The organism is Clostridium neonatale (assembly GCF_900465025.1).
GTDB lineage: Bacteria > Bacillota > Clostridia > Clostridiales > Clostridiaceae > Clostridium > Clostridium neonatale.
In genome coordinates, this window is record NZ_UICR01000002.1 from 874,501 (window position 1) to 899,889 (window position 25,389).

Annotated in this window: 23 protein-coding genes and 1 riboswitch; of the genes, 3 read left to right on the forward strand and 20 right to left on the reverse strand. The window is 27.8% G+C overall.

Features of this window, described 5'->3' with window-relative positions; all coding sequences use genetic code 11:
• Positions 1-24: 24 nt before the first annotated feature.
• A riboswitch (ZMP/ZTP riboswitch) is annotated at positions 25-102 on the reverse strand.
• Positions 103-290: 188 nt separating this feature from the next.
• Positions 291-1,664 (forward strand): DUF2334 domain-containing protein, encoded by a 1,374-nt coding sequence (locus tag CNEONATNEC86_RS15610; RefSeq protein WP_058296106.1) that lies wholly within the window; start codon positions 291-293, stop codon positions 1,662-1,664.
• A gap of 104 nt (positions 1,665-1,768) precedes the next feature.
• Here CNEONATNEC86_RS15610 and pyrE read toward each other — a convergent pair whose 3' ends face one another.
• The 13 genes from pyrE to ychF all read right to left on the reverse strand — a co-directional run bounded on the left by pyrE (position 1,769) and on the right by ychF (position 16,345).
• Positions 1,769-2,443: an orotate phosphoribosyltransferase gene (gene pyrE / locus CNEONATNEC86_RS15615; RefSeq protein ID WP_125148195.1), complete on the reverse strand. Its 675-nt coding sequence runs from the start codon at positions 2,441-2,443 to the stop codon at positions 1,769-1,771.
• Positions 2,444-2,566: 123 nt separating this feature from the next.
• On the reverse strand, positions 2,567-3,463 hold the full coding sequence (locus CNEONATNEC86_RS15620) for a dihydroorotate dehydrogenase (RefSeq protein ID WP_159136346.1): 897 nt from the start codon (positions 3,461-3,463) through the stop codon (positions 2,567-2,569).
• A gap of 181 nt (positions 3,464-3,644) precedes the next feature.
• On the reverse strand, positions 3,645-4,388 hold the full coding sequence (locus CNEONATNEC86_RS15625) for a dihydroorotate dehydrogenase electron transfer subunit (RefSeq protein WP_159136347.1): 744 nt from the start codon (positions 4,386-4,388) through the stop codon (positions 3,645-3,647).
• A 144-nt stretch (positions 4,389-4,532) separates the two neighbouring features.
• A complete protein-coding gene (pyrF, locus tag CNEONATNEC86_RS15630) occupies positions 4,533-5,396 on the reverse strand; it encodes an orotidine-5'-phosphate decarboxylase (RefSeq protein WP_058296110.1) in 864 nt (287 codons plus the stop codon).
• A 186-nt stretch (positions 5,397-5,582) separates the two neighbouring features.
• Positions 5,583-6,779, reverse strand: coding sequence for a dihydroorotase (locus CNEONATNEC86_RS15635; protein ID WP_058296111.1), 1,197 nt, complete (start codon positions 6,777-6,779; stop codon positions 5,583-5,585).
• 26 nt (positions 6,780-6,805) lie between these two features.
• Positions 6,806-7,237, reverse strand: a complete 432-nt coding sequence (locus CNEONATNEC86_RS15640) for an aspartate carbamoyltransferase regulatory subunit (RefSeq protein ID WP_058296112.1) — start codon at positions 7,235-7,237, stop codon at positions 6,806-6,808.
• Positions 7,238-8,164, reverse strand: coding sequence for an aspartate carbamoyltransferase (gene pyrB / locus CNEONATNEC86_RS15645; RefSeq protein ID WP_058296113.1), 927 nt, complete (start codon positions 8,162-8,164; stop codon positions 7,238-7,240).
• A gap of 482 nt (positions 8,165-8,646) precedes the next feature.
• Positions 8,647-9,423 (reverse strand): serine hydrolase, encoded by a 777-nt coding sequence (locus CNEONATNEC86_RS15650; protein WP_058296114.1) that lies wholly within the window; start codon positions 9,421-9,423, stop codon positions 8,647-8,649.
• A 53-nt stretch (positions 9,424-9,476) separates the two neighbouring features.
• Positions 9,477-10,574, reverse strand: coding sequence for a 6-phosphofructokinase (locus tag CNEONATNEC86_RS15655; protein WP_058296115.1), 1,098 nt, complete (start codon positions 10,572-10,574; stop codon positions 9,477-9,479).
• A gap of 367 nt (positions 10,575-10,941) precedes the next feature.
• Complete coding sequence (locus tag CNEONATNEC86_RS15660; protein WP_058296116.1) at positions 10,942-11,802, reverse strand: undecaprenyl-diphosphate phosphatase; 861 nt, start codon at positions 11,800-11,802, stop codon at positions 10,942-10,944.
• Between the two features lie 45 nt (positions 11,803-11,847).
• Positions 11,848-12,954 carry a transglutaminase domain-containing protein gene (locus CNEONATNEC86_RS15665; RefSeq protein ID WP_159136348.1) on the reverse strand — a complete coding sequence of 369 codons (1,107 nt, stop codon included), beginning with the start codon at positions 12,952-12,954 and terminating at the stop codon, positions 11,848-11,850.
• A gap of 293 nt (positions 12,955-13,247) precedes the next feature.
• Complete coding sequence (locus CNEONATNEC86_RS15670; RefSeq protein ID WP_058296118.1) at positions 13,248-14,975, reverse strand: tetratricopeptide repeat protein; 1,728 nt, start codon at positions 14,973-14,975, stop codon at positions 13,248-13,250.
• Positions 14,976-15,247: 272 nt separating this feature from the next.
• Complete coding sequence (gene ychF, locus CNEONATNEC86_RS15675; protein WP_058296119.1) at positions 15,248-16,345, reverse strand: redox-regulated ATPase YchF; 1,098 nt, start codon at positions 16,343-16,345, stop codon at positions 15,248-15,250.
• Positions 16,346-16,764: 419 nt separating this feature from the next.
• Here ychF and pdaA point away from each other — a divergent pair, with 419 nt between their 5' ends.
• Positions 16,765-17,598 (forward strand): delta-lactam-biosynthetic de-N-acetylase, encoded by an 834-nt coding sequence (gene pdaA / locus CNEONATNEC86_RS15680; RefSeq protein WP_230132226.1) that lies wholly within the window; start codon positions 16,765-16,767, stop codon positions 17,596-17,598.
• Between the two features lie 113 nt (positions 17,599-17,711).
• On the opposite strand, the gene CNEONATNEC86_RS15685 is transcribed toward pdaA, so the two are convergent.
• Entirely contained in the window at positions 17,712-18,206 is a 495-nt protein-coding gene (locus CNEONATNEC86_RS15685; protein WP_159136350.1) for a hypothetical protein, read from the reverse strand.
• Positions 18,207-18,370: 164 nt separating this feature from the next.
• Between CNEONATNEC86_RS15685 and CNEONATNEC86_RS21845 the strand changes: the two genes are divergently transcribed.
• Complete coding sequence (locus CNEONATNEC86_RS21845; protein ID WP_230143753.1) at positions 18,371-18,508, forward strand: clostri-philic family protein; 138 nt, start codon at positions 18,371-18,373, stop codon at positions 18,506-18,508.
• Positions 18,509-18,559: 51 nt separating this feature from the next.
• On the opposite strand, the gene CNEONATNEC86_RS15690 is transcribed toward CNEONATNEC86_RS21845, so the two are convergent.
• The 6 genes from CNEONATNEC86_RS15690 to CNEONATNEC86_RS15715 form a co-directional block, all read right to left on the reverse strand.
• A complete protein-coding gene (locus tag CNEONATNEC86_RS15690; RefSeq protein ID WP_125148189.1) occupies positions 18,560-19,207 on the reverse strand; it encodes a cyclodeaminase/cyclohydrolase family protein in 648 nt (215 codons plus the stop codon).
• 15 nt (positions 19,208-19,222) lie between these two features.
• The gene (locus tag CNEONATNEC86_RS15695; protein WP_159136351.1) at positions 19,223-20,470 is read right to left on the reverse strand and encodes an O-antigen ligase family protein; all 1,248 of its coding nucleotides are present in this window, start codon (positions 20,468-20,470) and stop codon (positions 19,223-19,225) included.
• The gene (locus tag CNEONATNEC86_RS15700) at positions 20,454-21,599 is read right to left on the reverse strand and encodes a glycosyltransferase (RefSeq protein WP_159136352.1); all 1,146 of its coding nucleotides are present in this window, start codon (positions 21,597-21,599) and stop codon (positions 20,454-20,456) included. Before CNEONATNEC86_RS15700 ends, CNEONATNEC86_RS15695 begins: the two co-directional genes overlap by 17 nt.
• The gene (locus tag CNEONATNEC86_RS15705) at positions 21,600-22,889 is read right to left on the reverse strand and encodes a glycosyltransferase family protein (RefSeq protein ID WP_125148186.1); all 1,290 of its coding nucleotides are present in this window, start codon (positions 22,887-22,889) and stop codon (positions 21,600-21,602) included. It abuts the gene before it with no gap.
• Between the two features lie 21 nt (positions 22,890-22,910).
• Positions 22,911-24,482, reverse strand: a complete 1,572-nt coding sequence (gene murJ / locus CNEONATNEC86_RS15710) for a murein biosynthesis integral membrane protein MurJ (RefSeq protein WP_125148185.1) — start codon at positions 24,480-24,482, stop codon at positions 22,911-22,913.
• Positions 24,483-24,630: 148 nt separating this feature from the next.
• A complete protein-coding gene (locus tag CNEONATNEC86_RS15715; RefSeq protein WP_125148184.1) occupies positions 24,631-25,350 on the reverse strand; it encodes a WecB/TagA/CpsF family glycosyltransferase in 720 nt (239 codons plus the stop codon).
• Positions 25,351-25,389: the final 39 nt, after the last annotated feature.

A 25,389-nucleotide genomic window follows, 5' to 3' on the forward strand; every position in this document is an offset into this window, starting at 1 on the left:
ATAAAAAAATAGCCTACTATCTGTGCTTATTGCCCAGACGGTCGGCTATTTTTTGTCATACTCCACGTGGTTATCCCACTTCCGTCAGTCATATGACTAATATAATATAAAAATACTATATTATTATATTATTGTCAATATTTTTATTATATTTCTTTATTATATAAAATACGTTTTTATTAATATGTTTTTTGAATTTTAACACACTTTTGACACATTTTACATTTATAATTGATTTTATTTACAAATATTGTCCATAGAAATAAACATTAAAGGAATGTGATGCATTTATGAAAAAGAAATTAAAGGTATATACTTTGGTACTTATATCTTTCAGTATACTAGCTCTCTTTTTTTATTTTAACTGTATAAATGATATCCCAATATTAATTAATAATAATTTATATTCTTCAAAACTACCAAGTAATACTTTTAAAAGTTCATATAATCCCAAAATATTATTCGAAAATATGCCTACAACAAAAGTACGTGGAGTTTCATTAGATATTTTAAGCGAAAAAAATATCACGAATATTCCAATGATACTTAAAGCCCAACGATATTATATTCCTTTACCTTATATTTGCAAAAAGCTAGATTATTCTATTACACCATATAAAAATTCTTTTAAGTTAATTAAGAATAATAGTAACGATGTAATAATTCTAAGTAGAAATTCTTTTACTACAAATTCAAAAGAGAAAAAACTTCGCGGCAATTTATTGAAATATAATAATGAAAACTATATTTCTATATCTGACATAGAAGAAATTTTTAATTTAGAAGCAATTTTTAATTTTGAGAATCAAAATATACAATTGCTAAATTCAACAATAAAAAAAATACAACCTAATCCAATCTATAATAAATTTAACCGCCCCATTGCAATGATACGTTTTGAAGATTTTACTTGTGGAGATTCAAATTTCTCTGATAAAAATCAAGCCAAAGTAAAATTTATGGCTGATTATTTATATGAAAATAATATCAAATTCCATGTTGGATGGATACCTAGATTTAAAGCACCTTCTGATAATATAGATAATGATTTACTATCTAAAAATAATATGGTTAATGTTGGATTTGTAAATTTACTAGATTATTTAATAAATAAAAATGCCGAAATAGGTTTGCATGGCTATACTCATCAGCATGGTAATTCAAGAAGTGCTGTAGGTGAAGAATTATCAAAAGACATAAATAATAACGTTTCTGATACTAAAAAAGTTGTTGAAAACGGAATCGATACCGCTTCTGCATTAAATATTCCTATCACTTTTTTTGAATCACCTCATTATAGTGCCACAGAATTACAAGAAAATGTTATAAATAATTATTTTCAATTGCTTTACGAGCCATATAATGATTCTATAAATCATTTATATAAAACAAAGACTAATAATTTATACGTTCCAACACCTCTTGGATACATTGATAAACCTAAAGATACAAAAAAATTAATTAATGCATTGAATAATACTAATCCAGAAATTTTTCATAGTTTCTTTTATCATCCATCAATTGAAATTCGATATATAGATTTTGATACAAATAACAATTCCATAAACATTCGATATGATGAAAACTCACCATTAAAACAAATTGTACAATCATTAAAAGAAAACAACTATGCAACAATACACATTAGCCAATTAACAAAATAGTAATTATAAAAAACATAGAGCAACTTGTTATTCACAAATTATCTCTATGTTTTTATAATAATATTATTTAATATACTATTAAAATTTATTTATTTCTAAAATAATTATTTAGCTCCATATTGTGCATAATATTCATCAATTCTAGCTTTTATTTCATCATCTATAAGTATTTTACCATCAATTTCTTTATTATATAAATATTCTATAACTTCTGACATAGTAACAATTGCACAAGTTTTGAAGCCAAACTTTTCCCTTATTTCACATAAAGCTGATTGTTCTCCTTGACCTTTTTCCATTCTGTCAACTGAGATTATAAGGCCTTTAACATCAACATCTGCTTGACTTTTTAAAATTGGCATTGTTTCATAAATTGAAGTTCCTGCTGTTGTAACATCTTCAACTATTAAAACCTTGTCACCATCTTTTAATTTACTTCCAAGAAGTATTCCTGTATCACCATGATCTTTAACTTCTTTTCTGTTAGAGCAGTATTTAACTTCTATATCATAATTATTAGATAAAGCTATAGCTGTTGTAACACCTAGCGGAATTCCCTTATAAGCTGGTCCAAATAATATATCATAATTGTCGCCGAAGTTTTCTTTTATAGCTTCTGCATAAAATTCTCCTAGTCTAGCTAGCTGGCTTCCTGTTTGATAATTCCCAGTATTAACAAAGAACGGAGTCTTTCTTCCACTCTTAGTAACAAAATCCCCAAATGTTAACACCCCACATTCTATCATAAAATCAATAAACTCTTTTTTATAAGCTTTCATATTTTCATCCTCCATTTTTTAATTCACAGTTTTCACTTAATAATTGCCAGGTATTATACACAATCTATTTAGAAAAACCAAAAGTTTTTTCTCTTAAACTGTTAACTTTCAATTTCCTGCTTATTAAATTATTCCTACTATTTCATTTATATCTTTAATCCCTTGTGATTTTAAGAAATTTTCCATTTCTTCGATTATTTCTTTACCTGCCATTGGATTAAAGAAGTTAACTGTTCCTATTTGTATTGCACTTGCACCAGCCATCATGAACTCAATTGCATCTAATCCATTTGATATACCACCAAGACCTATCACTGGAATATCAACTGCTTTTGAAACTTCATAAACCATTCTAAGTGCTATAGGTTTTACAGCTGGTCCTGAAAGTCCTGCACTTACATTATTAAATACTGGCTTTCTCTTATATGGATCTATTGCCATACCTTTTAGTGTATTTATTAACGATATAGAATCAGCTCCTGCTTCTTGACATTTTACAGCCATGTCAACTATATCTTCTGCATTAGGAGATAATTTAACCATAAGAGGTTTAGTAGTAAGGCTTCTTACTTCCTTTACAACATCATACGCCACATCCGACTTAATTCCAAATGCCATACCTCCATGCTTTACGTTTGGACAAGATATGTTAAGTTCAATTATATCCACATCAGTTTTATCTATTTTACTTATAGCAGCTCCATACTCTTCTAAACAGCCACCACCAACATTAGCTAATATATTTGTACCTAATTTCTTCATTTTAGGTAATTCTTTTTCTATAAATGCATCTATTCCTGGATTATTTAATCCTACTGAATTCATCATTCCAGATGGTGTTTCAAAAACTCTTAATCCATCATTTCCTTCTTTAGGGTTTATAGTAAGTCCCTTAGATGATATCCCACCTAGAATTCCTACGTCATAAAAATTATTATATTCTGCACCAAAACCAAATGTTCCTGATGCAGCAATTACAGGGTTTTTAAATTCTACTCCATTTATATTAACCTTTAACATATATCCACCGCCTTTTGCAATTCATAATTCACAATTCCCGATTCACAATTATTAGATCGCAATTTATATATTTTTTGCTAAAAATACATACTATCAAATCTTTTTTGATTTTTTCTTAATTTCACTCTATACATTCTAAAGATCATAAATTGTACATTGTGCTTTATAAATTTTTAATTGATTAAAGTTCTACATAATATCCATCAAATACTGGACCGTCTTTACATGTTCTTTTATTTCCGTCTTTAGTCTTACATGTACATACTAAACATGCTCCTACTCCACATGCCATATGTTTTTCCATAGAAACATATACTTTTATATTCTTTTCTTTACACATTTCAACTACAGCTTTCATCATTACTTCCGGTCCACAACATAATACAGTATCATATTCTTCTACATTTAGAATTTCTGTAACAAATCCCTTATGACCATGCTTACCACTGTTAGTAGATATTTTTATATCATTTACATATTCTTTAAAATCATCCACTAAGTAAATTTCATCTCTAAAGCCTGCATATAAATCTATCTTTTCATCTCTATTTTTAGATCTTAATTGCTTTGATAATTCAAGCAGTGGTGCAATTCCTATTCCCCCACCAACTAAGGCTACTTTTCCATACTCTTTATTTAAATCAAATCCATTTCCAAGTGGACCTGTTAAAGATATAGTATCACCTTCTTTAAGATCTACATATTCTTTAGTTCCTGTTCCAACTACTGCATATAGAAATGTTAATTTATCATCATTTTTTTCACATATACTTATAGGCCTTGGAAGAAGTGTTTGCCCCTTATGCTTTAGCATATAAAATTGTCCTGCATTTATTTCATTTGTATCTTCTACACTCATCTTAAATATTCCTGTAGCAATTTCTTCATTTGATATTATTTTCGCATCTTTGTATGTAATTGACATAATAACCTCCATATCAATTGTCAATTATCAATTGTCAATTATCAATTAAACTTAGAAATGCTATCTGCATTCCTTTAAATTTTATGTACTACATATTATTGTTTCATCATTAATTGATAATTGAGCATTGATTATTGATCATTATTATCTTTTTACTGCTTCTCTTATAGCATCTCTCATTTTTATTGCTTCTTCTCTTGCACAAGCTGCAAACTCTTCTGGCTTACCAACTTTTTTATACGCAAGTAATATTCCTCTTGAAGAATTTACAACTCCACCATTTCCATCTTTAAGGTATAAGGCAACATCTTCTGCTGTTCCACCTTGTGCTCCATATCCAGGTATTAAGAAGAACATATTATTATAGCTTTCTCTTATTTTCTTACCTTCTTCAACATGTGTACATCCTATTACTCCGCCTACTGGTGCATATCCACATTCACCTATACACTCTTTTGACATTTCTGATAACTTATCTGCTACCACTTCAAATACTTTCTTTCCTGTAGTCACATCTAAACATTCAATATCATCTGCTCCAGGATTTGAAGTTCTAACTAAAACAAATGCTCCTTTTTTACCATTTTCAAAGTATGGCATATATGGTTCTATACTATCCATTCCCATATAAGGGCTTAATGTAACAAAGTCTGCTTCAAAATCCCCTTCTAAATGTGCCTTTGCATACATTTTAGCAGTTGCTGCTATATCTCCTCTTTTAATATCAGCAATTATTATTTCATCCTTGCTTCTTAGGTAATCCAATGTCTTCTTATATGCATTCAACCCTTCTAATCCTAATGCTTCATAATAAGCAATTTGAACCTTAAAGCATGCAGAAACATCATATGTAGCATCTATTATTTGTTTATTAAATTCAAATATAGCTTCACTTATACTTCTACCTTCTTTTATGTGATCCGGTACATAATCTATTGCTGTATCTAGTCCTACACAAACAACGCCTCTTTTTTCAACTCTATCATATAATTTATCAATTATGTTCATTAATTAACCCCTCCATTTTCAGTTGACAGTTGACAATTGACAGTTGACAGTTTTATTATTCTTCTTTTCTATCAAATGTAAAATATCGGTTATCAATCTACTTTTCATTTTTTAACATTTCTTAATTATCAGCTAAAACTACAAGCCTTTACCATAAATTCAAACTTGATTACTATAGTTTAATAATTATTTTTTATACTTAATTACTCCACCTTTTACAGTTGCAAGTATATCTCCATAGAATTCCATTCCCTCAAATGGAGTATTTTTACCCTTTGATGCAAATTCACTGCTACTTACTTTAATTTTAGTATCTGTATCTACTAGTACTAAGTCACCTTCTACTCCAACACTTATTTTACCTTTATTCATTCCAAGAAGGTTAGCTGGATTGTATGACATAAGTTTACTTAATGTATTTAAGCTTATATTATTTTTCTTAACTAAATTTGTGTAGCAAATTGCAAATGCAGTTTCAAGTCCTACCATTCCTGGTGATCCTTTTTTCTTTTCTTCTAGCGTATGAGGTGCATGATCTGTTCCTATTGTATCTACCATCCCAAGCTTTATTGCATTTATAATTGCTTCCACATCTTCTTTTTCTCTTATTGGTGGATTAACTCTATAGTCATTTACATCTCTTGTTAAACCTATATGATGAGGTGTAACTTCAAGTGTAACATTTGCACCACTCATTTTTGCATCTATTATATACTTAATAGCTTCCTTTGTACTTACATGACACATATGTAATCTTGCACCACTTAATTTGGCAAGTTCCACATCTCTCATTGTCATCATGTTTTCTGCTATTCTCATATCTACTTTTGAAAATTCCGGACTTTCTGCATGAGACATTATTATCCAGTTATTTTCCTTAGCTATCTTCATAGCTTCAAGCATTGTATTTGAATTTGATACTCCAACTCCATCATCTGATAGGGCTTTAACTCCTTTATCATCTTTTAATTCTTCTAAATGACTTAATGTTACTCCATCAAAGTTCTTTGTAACTGATGGACATTGATGTATATCTATTAAATCTAATTCTTTAGATTTATTTCTAACATAATCTAATGTTTCTTTTGTAGAACATATTGGGTTAGTATTTGCCATAGTACATACGCCAGTATACCCACCTCTTAATGCTGCTCTAGAACCTGTTTCAATGTCTTCCTTCCATGTAAGCCCTGGGTCTCTAAAATGTGTATGTGTATCAATAAATGATGGCATTATTGTTTTGCCATGACAATCCAATATTTCTACTCCATCCTTTTCTATTTTAGAAGCAATTTCTTTTATTAATCCGTTCTCAATATATATATCACCATGAAAATCTTGAGTTACATCTATTATTCTTGCATTTTTAATTAATAATCCCATAACATCTAGCTCCTATTAATTTATTATTAGTTTTCGCTTAACTTTGTTATTACATCACAGTATTCACATCTATATCTTCCATTTTCCTCATCCACTAATATAAATGAATGTGGAACATATTCTTCTACCTTAGTTATACAGCTTGGATTTTTACATTTTATTATATTGTGTACTTTATTAGGAAGACTTGGTTTTACTTTTCTAACAATCTGTTCATTTTTTACTTCACATATTGTTATTTTAGGTGAAAGTAATGCTAACGTTGTATAATCTATTTCACCACAGTTTTCTATTTTGATTATGTCTTTCTTACCTAATTTTTTACTATCTGCATTTATTATTAATGCTACACTATAATCACTTTTATCTAACTCTAAATAGTTAAATATCTTTATTCCAAGACCTGCTTCAATATGATCTATTACTATACCATTTTTTATACTAGTTATTTCTAACATCTACATCACCCCTAATAGTTTAATCATAAGCGCCATTCTTACATACATTCCATATTCAGCTTGCTTAAAATAAGAAGCTCTTTCATCTTCATCTACTTCATATGCAATTTCATTAACTCTTGGAAGTGGGTGCATAACTATCATCTCTTTTTTAGCTAAATCCATTTTTGCTTTATCTAATATATAACTGTCTTTTAATCTTAAATATTCTTCTTCATTAAAGAATCTTTCTTTTTGAACTCTTGTCATATATAAAATATCTAAATCTTGTATAACATCTTCAAGTTTTTCAACTTCAACATATTCTATATTATTTTTTTCTAATACTTCTTCTCTTATATATTGTGGGATTGCAAGTTCTTTAGGTGATATTAAGACAAACTTGTTTCCTGAATATCTTGACATTGCTTTTATTAAGGAATGAACAGTTCTACCAAACTTTAAGTCTCCACAAATTCCTATAGTATGATTCTTAAGGCCTTGCTTTAAGCTTGTTATTGTTAGTAAATCTGCTAATGTTTGAGTTGGATGCTGATGTCCACCATCTCCTGCATTTATAATAGGTACACTAGAATAAAGGCTTGCAACTTTTGCTGATCCTTCTTTTGGATGCCTCATTGCAATTATATCTGAATATATTGATACCATTTTTATAGTATCAGCTAATGTTTCTCCTTTAGATATTGACGTAGAACTTGGTTCTGAAAATCCTAAAATCTTTCCTCCAAGTCTCATCATAGCTGCTTCAAAACTTAATCTTGTTCTTGTACTTGGTTCATAAAATAATGTTCCTAAGATTTTTCCATCACATATATGTGCAAAATCTTCTGGACTTTTCATTATTTTGTTTGCTAAACTAAATAATTCGTCTAGCTCTTCAACAGTAAAATCTCTTGGCTCTATTAAATGTCTAATTTCTCTTGTCATTTTAATCACTCCTTCGTAACCTCTCTGTGTTAATTTAAAGGGAATATTTCAATTATCATTTATCAATTGTCAATGATCAATTTAAGCTGAAATTCCAATAGAATTTCTTAAATTATATTTTTTATTTTGCTTAGGCAAAATCATCTTCAATTGATAATTGAGTATTTAAAATTGATTATAAATATGTAAAAAACCTTCCTTATTAATAAAGGAAGGCATAATAATCCTGTGTTTTTGGCATTACATTACTTCCTTATTGATCTCTCAGTATCAAATTAAAGGTTTTTCTTTGTGTAAGGATACCACTTCTTTTATTGCCTGTCAATATGCAATTAGATTAATATATTAATAATTTATAATATTTACATATTATAAAAAAACAACAGATAAACTAATTAAATTTATCTGTTGTTTTTTGGGCAAAATCAATAAATATCTTTTTAAATAAATATCTATTTAATATTTTAATTCAAATATATTACCTAAAAATTATTAGTTACGTTATCCCACATCATCTTTCCACATTTAGCAAGTGTAACTGTACCGTAAACACTATTTGGTATTCCCATTGATAAAACAGTGAAAGTATATGTTCCCTTTTGGAGATGAATTAAAGCTGTATCATTTTCAACTCCAGATTTATCACCAGTTTTGCTTGATATGTCATATTTCAAATCATCTGGAATATAAAGAGCTAATTTATTTTTCATTTGTTGTCTTTGTAAAATATCTGCAAGCATTATGCTATCTTTTTCATTCAAAAAAGTAGAATTATATAGATGCTTCCATACTTTAGATAAATCTAACGCACTTGTGATATTTTCAATTCCACTACTTGCGGCTCTTTCATCTGAAGTCTTCCTATTTAATTTTGTATTTTTTAATCCCATGGCATCTATATCTTCATTAATATTATCTATTCCAACTATATCGATTAATTTATTAGCTGCTGTATTATCACTTTGTATAAGCATTGCGACTAATAATTCAAATATTGTATATTCTCTATTATCAAATTCATGTAGTATTCCTGTACCATAAACTTTATCTTCTTCTTCTATCTTTATTTTATCTAAAAAGGATGCTTTTCCTTTTTCAACATATTTAATAACTGACATTGCTATTGGGAGCTTCATACATCCAGCACTTGTCATTTGCACATTTTCATTATATCCAAAACTATATCCACTTTCTAAATCCTCAAAAAAGAATGCATATGTTCCAATTCTAGTTTCTAAATATCTTTTTATTTCTTTCATAAAAGTCACCACTTTCTAAATAGTCTTAATTATCACTTGGCTTATTATTTCAATTAATCTGCAAAGCAAATGCCTATCTTTTTAGCAACTGTAACAAGTTCTCCATTTGGATCTACCTTTTTATTGTTTCCTATTACATTTTCTAAGCTATCATAAGTTACTTCATTACCTTTTAAACATACCATACTGCCAAACTTGCCTTGTTCTATAAGTTCTACAGCTGCCACACCATATCTTGTTGATAATATTCTATCAAATGTACATGTAGTTCCACCTCTTTGAATATGCCCAAGAACTGTACATCTAACTTCTCTTCCATTAACTAATTTCTCCAAATCTTCTGCTAGTTTATTTCCAATTCCACCAAGTCTAATTGGATCAGGACTATCTTCTACAATTTTAGCTACTATAACATCTCCATCTTTTGATTTAGCACCTTCAGCAACTACTATTATTGTAAATAACTTTCCTTGACTTTTTCTCTCCTCTACCTTCTCTACAATTTTGTTAATATCATATGGAATTTCAGGTAATAAAATCACATCTGCTGAACCAGCTATTCCTGATTCTAAAGCTATAAATCCTGCATTTCTTCCCATTACTTCAAGTATCATTATTCTATGATGCGATTCTGCTGTTGTATGGAGTCTGTCTAAAGCTTCAGTCGCAATATCTATTGATGTATTAAATCCAAATGTAATATCAGTTGAACCCAAGTCATTATCTATAGTTTTGGGAACTCCTATGACTTTAATACCTTTTCTTGCAAAATCTCTTGCAGATGTTAATGTTCCATCTCCGCCAATAACTATTAAGACGTCAACACCTTCTTTTTTCATATTATCAACTGCTACATCCGATACATCTTTTTTTACCATATTGCCATCTTCTTCTACAAGGTAGTCAAATAAATTATCTTTATTTGAGCTATATAGTATAGTTCCTCCCCTAGGAAGAAGGCCTGATACTGTTTTCAAATCTAGTTTTATGAAATCATTATTATATAATCCTCTATACCCAAATTTATATCCTATAACTTCATATCCATAATTTAAAATTGCTGACCTTGTAACTGCTCTTATAACTGCATTTAATCCGGGGCAATCTCCACCACCAGTGAGTAATGCTATTTTTTTAATACCATTTGCCATATAAACTTCCCCCTATACCACATTTTTTGCTGCAAGAAAATAAAATTTTTATAATATTATTTATTTTCTGACTATTTTTTAAACTTCTTTACCATATCAATAAAACTAACCATACAAATTCTTCCTGGTATACGATTACTTCCATTTATTTTATGATATCACAAACTTTATTATATGAAAAGCATTAATTTACATAATATTCTTTATTTTATTAAAATCTAATTTTCATCCAATATATCCCTTTAAAGATTCTACCTTTTATAATATAATCCTTTAATTCTTTTTAGAACTAAATAAAAAAATAACTGTAAATTCTTATTTTAATAATTTTACAGTTATTTTTTTATTTTTTTATTTTTTTATTAATTTAAACTGAAATAGCTCCAAATGCTAAAAGTATAGTAAATACAATTGCAGCACCTATTCTATAAACAGCAAATACTCTCATAGGTCTCTTCTGTAAGTAAGCTATGAACTTTCTCATAACTACTAATGCAACTATAAATGCAACAATGAAACCAATTATAAGTGCAATAACATTTGTCATATTCATAAGACTATAATCAAACTTTACAAGTTTTAAAGTTGATGATCCAACCATTGCAGGAATAGCTAAGAAAAATGAAAACTCAGCAGCTATAGTAGTTGAAAAACCTGTAATCCACCCACCCATTATAGTTGATGCACTTCTTGACATTCCTGGCCACATAGCTAGGCATTGGAATAACCCTACAATAAATGATTGAGTAGGATTTATTCTATCTATATCCTTAACAGCATGCTTTTTTCTTCTATATTTATTTTCAATAACTATTAATAATATACCTCCAACTAAGAATCCAACAACAACAGCCCATGGAGAAAATAGTTTTTCTTCAATATAATCATCGAAGAGTAAACCAAAAAACATAGCTGGAATAGAACCAACTATAATGTTAATTCCAAATCTAAATCCAACTTTTCCTTCTTGACCTTTAGTAAATATATATTTAAAAAATTCAATAACACTATTCTTTATCTTCTCCCAATATATAACGACAACTGCCAATATAGCTCCTAATTGAATAACTACATTAAACATGTCTACAAACTTCTTAGGTTCTGAAAAACCTATAATACTTGATGTCAAAATCAAATGTCCTGTAGATGATACAGGAATAAATTCAGTTAAACCTTCCACTATTGCTACAATTATAGCTTTAATTATAAATAAAATATCTAATCCCACTATCTAGTTCACTCTCTTTCTCTGCCATATTAAAATTTTACATTATTATTTTTCTCTATTAATTTCAACACTGCTTATTGGTGTTTGACCATCTAAAGATAACTCTATTGAAGTTTTTCCCTTTTTAAGTTCAGTATTTGTATAACTATTTATTTTTTCATATCCTTTTCCATCTATATTTACATAGAATTCTTTAATTACACCACTATCCTTAAATCCAGCAATTATTACTTCTGTCATACTTTCATTACTTTCTTCATTTTTAGAATTTATTAAAGATAAAATTAAATAAGCCTTTTCATCTCTACCTATTCTTCCCTCATACGGACTTTTTTCGAATAATTTAGTTTCTTCAGTAAATATTGTTGGAGGCGCAAATCCATTAATGTATTTAAGTTCTAATGCATCTTTATCTTTTAAATAAGTAACATAACTATTACTCTTATCATAAAGAATAGTATTATCAATTTGTAAAGAATATGAATCTAAATACTTCTTTAATTTATTTTTATAATCCTTTTGGCTTGACTTACCTAAATATGAAACGTCTTTAAAATCATTTGTAAGTACCTCAATTGCAGATAGTTTAGTATCTCCATTTACAAAGTATCCTTGATCTATACAATCCACAGCAATCCACTTACCATACTCTCTACTCCAAAACTCCACAATATAATATTGTGACTTCTCTTTAAATTGAGCATTTTTACTTCTATAAATTCCAACACGACTGTTAATTCCAATAGAGCTTAACATATCTCTTGTTATTATTGCCAGGTCTTTATTAGATACTTTCTTTCCGTCCCCCTTTTCGACTAGTATATCATAAGCACTATTCAAATTTTTACTTTCTATATCATCATATTCTACTATTTTGTTTACTATATTAGTAATCTTTATTGCTTTGTCTAAATCAGTTTTTTCATCTTTTGTAGCTTCTTTTAAATGATATGTATCTTCTAAAAATTTTATCTTATCACTTGAAAAATCTTCATAAAAAAATACTATATTACTTTCATTATAATAATTATCCCATTTTTCAACTTTAATACCTTTATAGCTCATTTGATTAACAATACCAAGTAATGCTCCACCAAAGACCACTACTGTTCCAAGGATAATTTTAAATATATTTGCTTTCATTGTACTCATATAAATTCCATCCCCTAAATATTAATATGTAATAATATCCCCCCTGAAGAACACTATTTAGACAATTAAATAAAATAACAAGCCAAAAATGCACTGTTTTTATTATATAACATAAAGTTATGTGTATTTATAACAAATTTATTAAATAATATAATAAAAATCAAAAATGCATTAATGACATGTTATTTGTATATAGTAATTATTCCAATTACTATTTTTCACCTGTTAATAAAATTTCATTTTCTTCTTTTGAATATTTGCTTAACTCATCAACTATTAATTAACCATGTATTTTAATAAAATAATTTAAAATCTGTTAATGTCAAAGCACTATTACTATTTCCTTCAATAGCTTTTACCCTATTATAATTATCAGTTATTATTTTTCTTTGCTCATCTGTTGTATTTTCATCCATTCCATCATATGCGGCCTTAAGATTTGTTAGAGCTCTAGATACATTTTTTTCAACAATAATATAGTAACATCCTGCATTATTTAAATTTAAAACATCATCTTTATCTTTTGCATATCCTTCCCTTATAGCCTTTATAGCTGAATCATTCTTCTCTTCTGTTAAATATATTGATCCTAATGCTCTGTAATATTGTGATTTTGTACTATCAATTTTTATGGCTTTATTTAATAGTTCTACTGCTTCATCTATTCTTTGTGTATTAACTTTTATAATAGCCATATCATAAAGTATATCGGCATCTTTTGGATTAATTTTTGATGCAAATTCATAATAATACAATGCTTTATTGCTGTCTTTAAGTACACTTGAATAGTAATCTGCCATTTTTAATATTAATCCATAATTATATGGCTCTTTTTCTAATGCTATCCTTAAATATGGTTCTTCAAGCTCATTTTGTTTAAGTGCATCCATTATTTTTGGAAGCATAACACTATAATTGGCTGCATAATCTCTATTCAATAATATACTTTCTTTACATGAATTTAATGCTGATTCATATTCTGACAAGTTATATTCATTTATTGCTTTTGCATAAGAGCCAACATAAGATTCTTTATATTCTTCATATATTCCATTTAATATTGATTTTGATTCCTTTGTTTTACCCAATTCATTATATACATCAGCTTTTATAAAACTAATATTTAAATTTTCAATATTTTTTTCTTCTAATTCTGATATTAATTTATCTGCTTCATTTAAAGTCTTAGAATCTAAAGAATATAACTTTGCTAGCCATACTTTATAAATTGTTTCATCTTTATTTTCTTCAGATAATTTTTTTACTTCGGTTAATATATATTCTTTGTTATTTGAATATATTTGCTCTAGCACATTTAGAATTTCTAAATTATCATTATCCATATTCCATGCTTCTTTTAATAATTCTAATGATTTCTCATAATTATTAGTTAATGCATTCATATCCGCTAATTTAGTTAAGTCACTACTAGTTATTTCATTAGTCGGATATGTACTTAAAATCATTTTAGCATTATTAACTTTATTGTTAAGCATATAAACCATAAACATTGTGTTCATTATATTTTTATCATCTGGATATTCTTCTAAAAATACTTCTCCGTATTCTAAAGCTTTTTCACTGTCTCCATTTATCATTGAGGTAAATAATATATCATTTAATAATTTTTTATCTTCTTCTATATGTTTTTCTTTTCCATCAGCATCTATAATCTTATTTCTTTTTTCATAAACGCTTTGAAGAACATCATTTGACTTTATAAAGTCACCTTGAATGGAGTAAATCTTTGCTATTTCCATTTCATAAGATGGCCATTGTTCTTTTTCTTGTAATATTGTATACTCAGCTATAGCATTATCATATTTTTTCTCATAAACTAAAGCTTCTGCTGAATTATTTGCTATAGATACTGGTTCCTCTTCTTTCATTATAAACTTAGTACATACCGCTATTGCCAGTGCTATACTTATGTAAACTATAATATATATAAACGAATTCATCCATTGTTTCGAGTTTGTATTTATATCCTTCTTCCCTTTATGATTATTTTCTTTTTGCATTATATTAATCACACCTCATTATTTTTATATTTAGATATAACCATCTTTAGTGTAACAAAAATTCAAATAAAAATCTACTTTTTTGCACGATTCATCTCTTTATACTATTTTTTATAAGATTTATTGATTAATATTTTATATGTTTTACTTTATTTTTACTAAATCATCAATAGTTTTTAATAGGTATTTTAAAAAATAAAATAAAGATATATACAATATCATAATATTTAAATTATTTTGACACTGTATATATCTTTAGATATATATTTGTATTAAACATTAAATCTGAAGTTAACTACGTCTCCATCTTGCATTATATAATCTTTACCTTCTAATCTAAATTTACCATGTTCTTTAGCAGCAGCTTCTGAACCACATTCAACTAGATCATCATATCCAATAACTTCAGCTCTTATGAAACCTCTTTCAATATCTGAGTGGATCTTACCAGCTGCTTGTGGTGCTTTAGTTCCTCTTTTTATAGTCCATGCTCTAACTTCTTGAACTCCAGCAGTTAAGAAACTCATAAGTCCAAGTAACTTATAACTTGCTTCTATAAGCTGATCAAGTCCTGATTCTTCAAGTCCATATTCTTTAAGCATTTCTGCTTTTTCATCATCTTCAAGCCCTGACATTTCTTCTTCTATCTTGGCACTTACAACCATTGTTCCTGAATTTTCAGTCTCTGCATATTCTTTTACTTTCTTAACATAATCATTTTCAAAGTTACCTTCCATAACATCATCTTCACTTATGTTACATGCATATAAAACTGGTTTTGAAGTAATTAAGAACAGACTCTTAACAAATACCATTTCATCGTCAGTAAATTCTATTGTTCTAGCTGGTTTATTTGATTCTAGTTGTTCCTTAATTCTCTCCATGATACCATATTCATATTTTGCAGTTTTATCGCCTGATCTTGCAAGCTTAACTGTCTTTTCCATTCTTCTCTCTAGTATTTCCAAATCTGAAAAGATCAATTCTAAGTTTATTGTTTCAATATCTCTTATAGGATCAACAGAACCATCAACATGAACAACATTTCCATCATCAAAACATCTTACAACATGAACGATGGCATTAACTTCTCTTATGTTTGATAAGAATTTATTTCCTAAGCCTTCACCCTTTGAAGCTCCTTTTACTAATCCTGCTATATCATAAAACTCTATTGCTGTGTATACTTTCTTCTTTGTATTATACATTTTTTCTAAAACATCTAATCTTTTATCTGGTACACTTACTACACCAACATTTGGTTCAATTGTACAGAACGGATAGTTTGCAGATTCTGCACCTGCCTTTGTTATTGCATTAAAAAGTGTGCTTTTACCTACGTTTGGTAAACCTACTATACCTAATTTCATTATATGTACATTCCTTTCCAACTTTTAATATACCTTATGAAATTATACTCTAGTGGGCTATTTATTTCAATAACTATACACTAAAATCTCCAAGTTTATGACTTCATAAACTGCAACAATTCTTATAAATATATTATTTATAAAATTTGATTAATGCAAAAGATTTAATTAAGTTTCTCAATCCCACTTTAAAACATTACTTCAATCAGTTTTTAATGATCATTCTAGTTTTTAGGAACATTTGAAAAATTATTTGCCATATTACCCAAGTATTTTCAACAAAATTCTGACTATTTTTAATATTATCTACAAATAATATATGTATATTACATTAGAGAGAGTTATAATATAAATATAACCACTATATATGATTGAGGGTGATAATAATGAAATTATTAAAAAAAACAACTTGTATTACAATGCTTTTTAATTTCTTTATGACTTCAACACTTTTACCAGTATATGCTGCTGACACCAATGAATTAAATTGGTATTACATGGCTAAAGGTAAAGGAAATGTCGCTGAACAGCCTAAAGAATCTGCAGATTTTTTGAAAGACTGTGCTGGTTATTATGTAGGAGATACAACTCAAAAAGTAATATATCTTACATTTGATGAAGGTTATGAAAATGGAAATACTGGAAAAATATTAGATATATTAAAAGAAGTTGAAGTACCTGCTGCATTCTTTGTAACTAAGCCATATATTGATTCACAGCCTGATTTAATTAAAAGAATGGTAAATGAAGGTCATATCGTTGGTAATCATTCAGTTCATCATCCTTCTATGGCTTCAATACATGATAAAGAAAAATTTAAAGCTGAATTTACTGGTGTAGAAGAAGCATATAAAAATCTTATCGGATCTGATATGCCAAAATATTTTAGACCTCCAATGGGAAAATACTCTAATCAATCATTAGAAATGACTAAAGAGCTTGGATACAAAACTATCTTTTGGAGTTTTGCATATAAAGACTGGCTAGTTAATTCACAACCATCTGAAAGTTATGCTATTGAAAAAATAACTAATGGTGGTCATCCTGGCTGCATAATGCTTTTACATGCAGTTTCTATTACTAATACTAATGTTTTAAAAACTGTTATAGAATCTCTAAAAGCAGATGGATATGTATTTAAATCATTAGATTATTTAGATAATTCTAATGAGACTGAAGCTGAAGCACAAGCTAAATTTAACTATGCTCCACAAAAAATACTTGCTCAGCAATATACAACTATTAATCAATAATATAAAACAAGCGTGGCGATGCCACGCTTGTTTTAGTGAAAAAGTAAAAGTGAAAAGTTAAAAGTAAAAAATTAAATCCATTATCTTTTCACCCATCACTGTTCTCTCTTGACTTATTTTGTAATTTCTATTTCTTTAACTTCTTTGCTTACCTTTACACTTTTATTAAACTTCAATATAGTATCTCTTAGTTTTGCTAAATCATTTAATGAATATTCACTTGTGCAAATATCATATTTTTTACTCTTAGAATCCTTTTTCTTGCCTGTAGCACTAAAAGAAATAGTTAAAAACTTTTTGTTTTTCTCCTTATTTTCTTCACCTTTTCTTAGTGAAAGATTACTGATTTCAGAATATTTTATTGATTGTGTTAATTCTTTATTTTTATAGAATTCAACTTTATTTTCCCCTATTTTAATATCCCTACTATATTCAACCCATACTGAAAGTAAAGTTATAATTCCTGTTACTACAAAAATCCACATTGCTAAGCTTTTTATTCCTTCTGGAATTACCCATACTAATCCGAATACGATTTCTGCGATTCCAACCGAGATCATAAAACTATTTTTTTTCTTTATTGTAATAGGATATTTTAATTCTTCCACTATTTTTCCCCCTTATAAGCTATACTATTTAAATGCTATTCCATAATAAAAAGTTTATCATTTTATATTACATAATACAACATTTGTTATTTTTATTTTTTTATAAATAATGAATTATTTTATTTAATATATACAAACTATATTTGAGAGAGGATGTGTTTTTCATGAGTAATAAACCTTACGTTGGTAATCCCATACAAAAAGGCAATAGAAGACGAAAGATTCACGATCATCAAGACAATGTTGGTGATCCCCAAAACAAACCAGAGTACAAAAATTTTGATGGTAAGGAAATAAAGTAATCGTATTTTGCATTAAAATAAGCACCACTAAAATTAGTAGTGCTTATTTTATTATTTATATATTACCGAATCAACATAATCATAAATTTCTTTTTTCTTCTTTTCTGATTTTTCCATTATGCTTCTTATCTCTTTATCAACTTCTTCAAAAAACTCCTCATTTCTTAAAGAATTTAAGTTAACCTTAACATTAACTACAGAACTTTCTATTGCACAGTGGAGTAAAATTGCAGCAATACTTAAATCTGATAAAAGCATTTTATTTCCGTACTTAGCCATAACATCTAAATTATCATAAAAGCTCAAGCTTTCTCGTGCAAGTATTAATGGAGCTTCCATTGCTTTTATTGTATTATATTTAATTGCCTTAGATCTACTTTTCTTATCTTCTTCAGTTTCTTTAGGAAGTTTATAACAGTCCATTAATTTCATAAAATTTTCTCTGTCAGCTTCCATAAGCTCTAAACTTCTATTTGTAAATTCCTTTGATTTTTCTTCAACTTCCCTTATCATTAACTGTTCTTTTTCATCTAATGCTAAATAAGCCTTTTTGTCTACAGTTAATGAGTAAACCATAGAGTTTAATGCTCCAGATATGGCGGAAGCCAACCCTGCAACAGCTCCTCCTCCTGGAGATGGCATATCTGATCCTAATTCCTCCAAAAATTCTTTTATTTTTTCATCACAAAATTTAGTCATTTACATACCCCCAAATTATTTAAAATTCCTATTATCCAATATTGAAATTACATATCCTAAGTAAATCCAGAATATCATAGATATAAAACTTACTATATATATAAGTGTACTTTCAAAAAGATTAGCGGCTAGAATACCAACCAGCATTGATACCAACACTGTCATTCTTAATCTTTCTTTTCTTTTTAGATTATCCACACGTTTTAATACAAATATTAGCATGCCACATAAAAATGCTAAAAATAAAATCAATGATATTACTCCATTTACAGTTATGATTTGAAAGTATATATTATGAAGTCCACCATATTCAAGCCCTGGAAGATCCCACGTTATTCTTGCTTCCATCATATTCTCAACTAATGCAGTCTTTCCTACTCCAATAAAGGGATACCACTTAATTACTGCCCATGCAGTTCTCCAAAGATTACTTCTTCCACTTGTATACAATCTTATTGCAGTATAATTCCAGTCTGTACCTACAATTATTATAACTGAAGCTATCATAAATAGTATTGGCAGAACTATCATACTTATTCTAATATATTTATTTTTAAAATATATGAAAGCTGCTGTATAAATCATTGCGATAACTATTAATATGGCACTACGACCTCTAAACACCATCATAGTTATTAACTGCAATGCAATATTTCCAAGACAATATAATTTTATCTTATTTATTTTTGTTGAATAATTAATATATAAACACATTGCTATTGCTATTGCTGCTGCTATTGAAATTGCATTTTCATTTTCAAATAATCCGCCTCTGCTTCCGGAAAATAAAAGTTCTCCAACCTCTATATTTTGATTAAAAATTCTCATAAGCAAAGATATTATAGAAGCTACTGCCATAAATATAGTATAAAAATAAGTTATGATTTCCATTTCTTTTATTAATTCTTTTTTACTTTTAAAAATATCTATTGTATAAATACTTATAAAAAGTATACTGTTAACGAGCCATATTACTAGATTTTCTCCAGTTCTATAAAAAATCAATGTCAAAATTAATGTCAAAATTAAGAATGCACCTAATGATATATCAAAACCATATATCTTTCTTTTCTTATACCCACTAAAAACCATATAAAATATTATAATTACTCCCCAAAGAAGAGCAATTTTGCTTAGTATATGTATTCCAGGTATTGTTTTTAATGCAGTTACAAATGTTAAACTTACAAATAAATAAAATAATTTAAAATAAAATTTGCTCTTTTCTATATATCCAAATATCTTCTCAATGGTGTCTTTCATAAGCCTCTTTATACACTCCTTTTATGCATTCAACTAATACTTCTTCTGAATACTTATCAACTACTTTTTTTCTAATTAAATTCTTATTATATATATTATAATTTTCTTTTATTTCTATAAGTGCATCTTTTATACTGTCCACATCATTTTTATTAGCTATTATTCCATTATACTCTTCTATTATATCTTCAGCTCCACCATTATTGGCTCCAATCACAGGCTTTCCACAAGCTAATGCTTCTATATAAACCACTCCAAATGTTTCATGTTCTGATGGAAGTGCAAATGCGTCACACTTTCTCATTTCTTCTGAAACCTGCTCTCTTGATAAAGCCCCCAGAAAGTTTACCTGCTCATCTATATTAATCTCTTTAGCCAGTTCTTCTAAGGAATTTTTAGTAGATCCATCTCCTCCAATATTTAAAATAACATCTTGACCTTTAAAAGCCATAGAAAAAGCTTTTATTAAATCTCCCATTCCTTTGCCTTCTTCAAGAAATGCACATGAAAAGAAAGTGAATTTTTTATTTTTGTTATTATCTATATAAAATAAATTTAAATCAACCATATTCGGTATAACCATAATATCTCTATCTACATATTCACTTATTTCTTTTTTTAATCCTGTTCCTACAGATATTAATATATCTGCTTCTTTATAAGCATCAAATATATATTGCTTATATGAATCCTTAGCATATTTCGCATATTTTAATGATGAGTGTTCTGTTATAACTAATGGTATGTTATACTTTTTACTTATATATGCTGCTGCTATGCCACCCCAAAAACATGAATGAGCATGTATTATATCAACCTTCCCTTCCTTTTTCACAATCTCTTTATAAAGTTTATCAATTCTTTTATTAAAACTTCTAAACATCATTGGATTTTTAGGAAAATAATTATAATCTTTATATCTATAAGTTCTTAAATTATCTTCTACTTGGAAATCGATTTTTCTCTTTTCTTTAATCTTTCCAAATTTAGTTATTGGCCATATTTCATTATAAGCCACACTTATTTTTTCTCCATCATTTTGAAGTGCTTTAAACTGTTCTTTAAAAAAGCTTCCATGAACCTTATTTGCCTTACTTGAATACCAAGACGGAATGACCATTATATGCATTTAATCACGTCCCCATAATATTTTATTTAACCTACCAACTATTGAATTCCATTCATAATTATAATCCGGACCAGAACATAAGTTATTATGTTCATACATTTCAATCATATTATAAATATTATTTTTAATATCTTCACTAGAATTATATGAACATATACATTTATCATTATCTTTAGTAATCCTTCCTATAGGATCATTTTTATCACCATATATAACAAATATTCTCCCATTTGCTCCAAAATAATCATATATTTTAGCTGGAATCTGCTTTGAATTTTTATTTCCAAACAAAAGCAATATATCACCATTTAACATGTATTTAAGAGCTTCATTAAAAGGAATTCTTGGTGAAACTTTTGCTACATCTAGCTTTTCTAATTTCTTTCGTCCTTCAACATCATCTATATTTCCAAAGAATAGTATATTCAATTTTCTATATTTTGAATAATCGTCTTTTTTTATGTTCTCAATTGCTTCTATAAAAGGCCTAATATCTCTAAGCTTTGAGAATATTTCTCCAGTATAAATAATATTAATCTTATTCTTATCTATAAATCTAGGTGGCTCTTCTTTGCTTAAATCATCATATAATTTTGAATCAAACCCTCTATTTAATATAAAAGTGTTATCTTTATTTAATTTTTTATAATCCTTTAAATATTCGCTTCTATTATCTTCTGTAACAAATATAAATTTATCTGCACAGCTTATTATATTTTTCTCCATATTCTTTTCTATAAGTTTCTTTAATATAAAGCTCTTTTCACGTGTCGAATCTTTAAGCCAAGGATCACTCCAATATGTTATCCATGGTATATCTTTATATTGCTTCTTTATATAATAAGCACAAAGATGTGAAGATGGTGGTTCATGCATAGAAAATATTACATCAATCTTTTCATCTTCTATAAGCTTTATCCCATATTTTGAAGCATTCTTTGCCCATCCATAATACATATCTGGTATAACCACTGCATTTTTTATCTTTCTTAGTATTTTTTTTATATTTCCTGAGCTTTTATTATTAGAAAAATTGTGAGAATTAGCTGATTTTTTAGGCATTAATTTATTAAATATAGCGCCGCCTTTAACCGCATGAAGTCTTATTTTTTTATTCATCATTGATAAAAGTGTCTCATCATAATAAACTGAGTTTTTGGGAAAATTCACTGTTAAAAGATGTATTTCATTTCCATCAATATCACTTAACTTATTTAAATACTGCAATGTTTCAATAGCTGCAGAATTATTTATTAATGGTGAATAACATGCTATAAATAATAATTTCATAAAGCCTCCTAATCTAACTGCTTATTTATTAAACCTCTTAAGTAATATATCTTTCATTTCAATAAATTCTTCTATTTTAAATATATAACTTAAACTAAAGTATACTATCATTCCAATAATTGTTCCAGTTAATAAAGTTATACTGGAATTTATCATTTTATTCTGTGTAAAGTTTATACTGTCTCCTATTAACATAAGAAATACTACAATAACTATACCCATAATTAATGAGTTAACTACTATAAGCCCTATCTTTTTAATTATATCTCCTACATTAAATTTTCGCTCACTCTTCATAATACTTATAAATAATAATATTGATGTAACCATCATAGCTATTCCAGATGCTAATGCTATTCCTGTTATTCCTATTAATTTTGATAAAGTTATGCTAAGAGTAACATTTATAAAAACACCTATAACACCATTCATAGCAGTTATCTTTGTTTTTCCCATAGAAAAAAGTGTAGAATTTAAAATATCTCTCATGCCAGTGAAGAATATTCCAAAACTATAACCAAATAGTGCTAATGTAGTAAGAGTAACTGCTCGCTCATCAAATAATCCTCTTTCATATACAAGACTTACAATTGTTTTTGAAAATATCATAACGCCAACTGTTATTGGAATTAACAATATTGCTAGATATATTACAGATTTTTTTAATATGTTTATAAACCCAGATCTATCATTTGAATTTATAAGATTAGCCATCATTGGATATGAAACACTTGATATTGCTACTGTTATTGTATTATTTATAAATACTATAAGCTTTTGAGCAAAATTAAGTGCTGATATTGATCCTTCTTTTAAAGAAGCACCTACTTTTATATCAACCATCATATTTAATGAATTTGCGCCTGCACCAACTATTACAGGAAGTATTATAAAAAGCATAGTTTTTAATCTCTTATCTTTAAAATCAATAATGAACTTATATTTATAATTATGAGTCCAAAGTGAAGGAACTTGAACTAAGACTCTGCAGAAATTACCTATAACATTAGCAATAGTCAATCCTACAATATCACTGTTTTTAAATAATATTAAATATAATATCATTGGTAAATTAAAAAATAATCCAAGTATAGACGGAATCACAAAGTCTTCATTAACTTGAAGCATTGCAGTAAAGCATGCATTCACAGACAAAAACAATAAGTTAAGTAAAGTTATTCGCGTTAATTTAATTGCTAAAGCCATACCTTCTGGTGATAGCCCACTTCCCTGGCTTCCTTTTCCTAGCCATCCCACAATTTCTTCTGAAAATATGCTGCTTGCAATAAAGAAGACAATCGATATAGCAAAGAGTATGTTTATAACCTTATTAGCAAAGTTATACATCTCTTCTTGCCCCTTTTCTGCGCGTACTTTGCTAAGCATTGGTAAAAATGCAGTAGATATTGAAAGACCTACCAATGTAAATATAGTTTCTGGTATTGAAACTGCTATATTATAAGCATCAGTGTACATTCCTCCGCCAAAATCTTTTGCAATAAGTATATCACGTAAAAAACCAATTACCCTGCTTATTAAGGAAACTAGCATTATTATAAATGTCGATTTTATTAAACTGCTTTCTTTTTTCATAACACACCTTGAATTTGGTTGACAGTTGACAATTGATAGTTGACAGTTATTTTACCATATCCATCTAATATAAATTATACTAAAAATATCATAGATTTTCTTATAGTAATTTCCATATTTATAACTATTCAATATCAATAATCACTTATCAATTGCATTTCTTTCTATTTTTAACTACTTGTATTAAAAACTTAGGGATAGCTCCCAATCTTTTAATTCTAAATGGCTCCTTTATTGTTCTATATAACCATTCTAAACCTAGTGATATCATCCATTTAGGGGCCCTCTTTACCTTTCCAGCAAAAACGTCAAATACTCCACCTACACCCATGAATATTTTAATATTTGAATCATGTAGTATTTTATCTATAAATATTTCCTGCCTTGGTGAACCCATTGCTACAAATATTGCATATATATCTTTAGATTTAATATCTTCAATTATATCTTTACAATTGTTAAGGTCAAAAAAACCATTATGTGAACCTGCTATATTTAAACTTGGATGCTGTTTTTTTATATTTTCTATGCACTTTACAAGAACTTCTTCCTCAGCACCTAAAAGATATATACTCTTTTTCTCTTTATCTGCCTTCATAAGAATTTCTTTAACAACATCTATTCCTGCTATTTTCTCTTTTACTGGATCTTTAACTATTTTAGATGCAAGTACTGTCCCTATTCCATCTGGAATTATTAATGAAGTTTCTGCATTAAAGCTTTCTTTCAGCTTACTATTCTTCATACCATTCAACAATATTTCTGGGTTTCCAGATACTATATTTATTTTTTCATACTTTTCTATATATTTCATGAGACTATTTTTATCTTCATTAAAAACTTTAAAATCTAGTATTTTTGTAAACATACAATCTCCTTTTATGAATACAACCATTTATATTTAAAT

Bases quoted from the DNA above. Each gene is read 5' to 3' on its own strand.
- CNEONATNEC86_RS15610 (WP_058296106.1), top strand. From the start codon at position 291: ATGAAAAAGAAATTAAAGGTATATACTTTGGTACTTATATCTTTCAGT.
- pyrE (WP_125148195.1), bottom strand. From the start codon at position 2,443: ATGAAAGCTTATAAAAAAGAGTTTATTGATTTTATGATAGAATGTGGG.
- CNEONATNEC86_RS15620 (WP_159136346.1), bottom strand. From the start codon at position 3,463: ATGTTAAAGGTTAATATAAATGGAGTAGAATTTAAAAACCCTGTAATT.
- CNEONATNEC86_RS15625 (WP_159136347.1), bottom strand. From the start codon at position 4,388: ATGTCAATTACATACAAAGATGCGAAAATAATATCAAATGAAGAAATT.
- pyrF (WP_058296110.1), bottom strand. From the start codon at position 5,396: ATGAACATAATTGATAAATTATATGATAGAGTTGAAAAAAGAGGCGTT.
- CNEONATNEC86_RS15635 (WP_058296111.1), bottom strand. From the start codon at position 6,779: ATGGGATTATTAATTAAAAATGCAAGAATAATAGATGTAACTCAAGAT.
- CNEONATNEC86_RS15640 (WP_058296112.1), bottom strand. From the start codon at position 7,237: ATGTTAGAAATAACTAGTATAAAAAATGGTATAGTAATAGATCATATT.
- pyrB (WP_058296113.1), bottom strand. From the start codon at position 8,164: ATGACAAGAGAAATTAGACATTTAATAGAGCCAAGAGATTTTACTGTT.
- CNEONATNEC86_RS15650 (WP_058296114.1), bottom strand. From the start codon at position 9,423: ATGAAAGAAATAAAAAGATATTTAGAAACTAGAATTGGAACATATGCA.
- CNEONATNEC86_RS15655 (WP_058296115.1), bottom strand. From the start codon at position 10,574: ATGGCAAATGGTATTAAAAAAATAGCATTACTCACTGGTGGTGGAGAT.
- CNEONATNEC86_RS15665 (WP_159136348.1), bottom strand. From the start codon at position 12,954: ATGAGTACAATGAAAGCAAATATATTTAAAATTATCCTTGGAACAGTA.
- CNEONATNEC86_RS15670 (WP_058296118.1), bottom strand. From the start codon at position 14,975: ATGCAAAAAGAAAATAATCATAAAGGGAAGAAGGATATAAATACAAAC.
- ychF (WP_058296119.1), bottom strand. From the start codon at position 16,345: ATGAAATTAGGTATAGTAGGTTTACCAAACGTAGGTAAAAGCACACTT.
- pdaA (WP_230132226.1), top strand. From the start codon at position 16,765: ATGCTTTTTAATTTCTTTATGACTTCAACACTTTTACCAGTATATGCT.
- CNEONATNEC86_RS21845 (WP_230143753.1), top strand. From the start codon at position 18,371: ATGAGTAATAAACCTTACGTTGGTAATCCCATACAAAAAGGCAATAGA.
- CNEONATNEC86_RS15690 (WP_125148189.1), bottom strand. From the start codon at position 19,207: ATGACTAAATTTTGTGATGAAAAAATAAAAGAATTTTTGGAGGAATTA.
- CNEONATNEC86_RS15695 (WP_159136351.1), bottom strand. From the start codon at position 20,470: ATGAAAGACACCATTGAGAAGATATTTGGATATATAGAAAAGAGCAAA.
- CNEONATNEC86_RS15700 (WP_159136352.1), bottom strand. From the start codon at position 21,599: ATGCATATAATGGTCATTCCGTCTTGGTATTCAAGTAAGGCAAATAAG.
- CNEONATNEC86_RS15705 (WP_125148186.1), bottom strand. From the start codon at position 22,889: ATGAAATTATTATTTATAGCATGTTATTCACCATTAATAAATAATTCT.
- murJ (WP_125148185.1), bottom strand. From the start codon at position 24,482: ATGAAAAAAGAAAGCAGTTTAATAAAATCGACATTTATAATAATGCTA.
- CNEONATNEC86_RS15715 (WP_125148184.1), bottom strand. From the start codon at position 25,350: ATGTTTACAAAAATACTAGATTTTAAAGTTTTTAATGAAGATAAAAAT.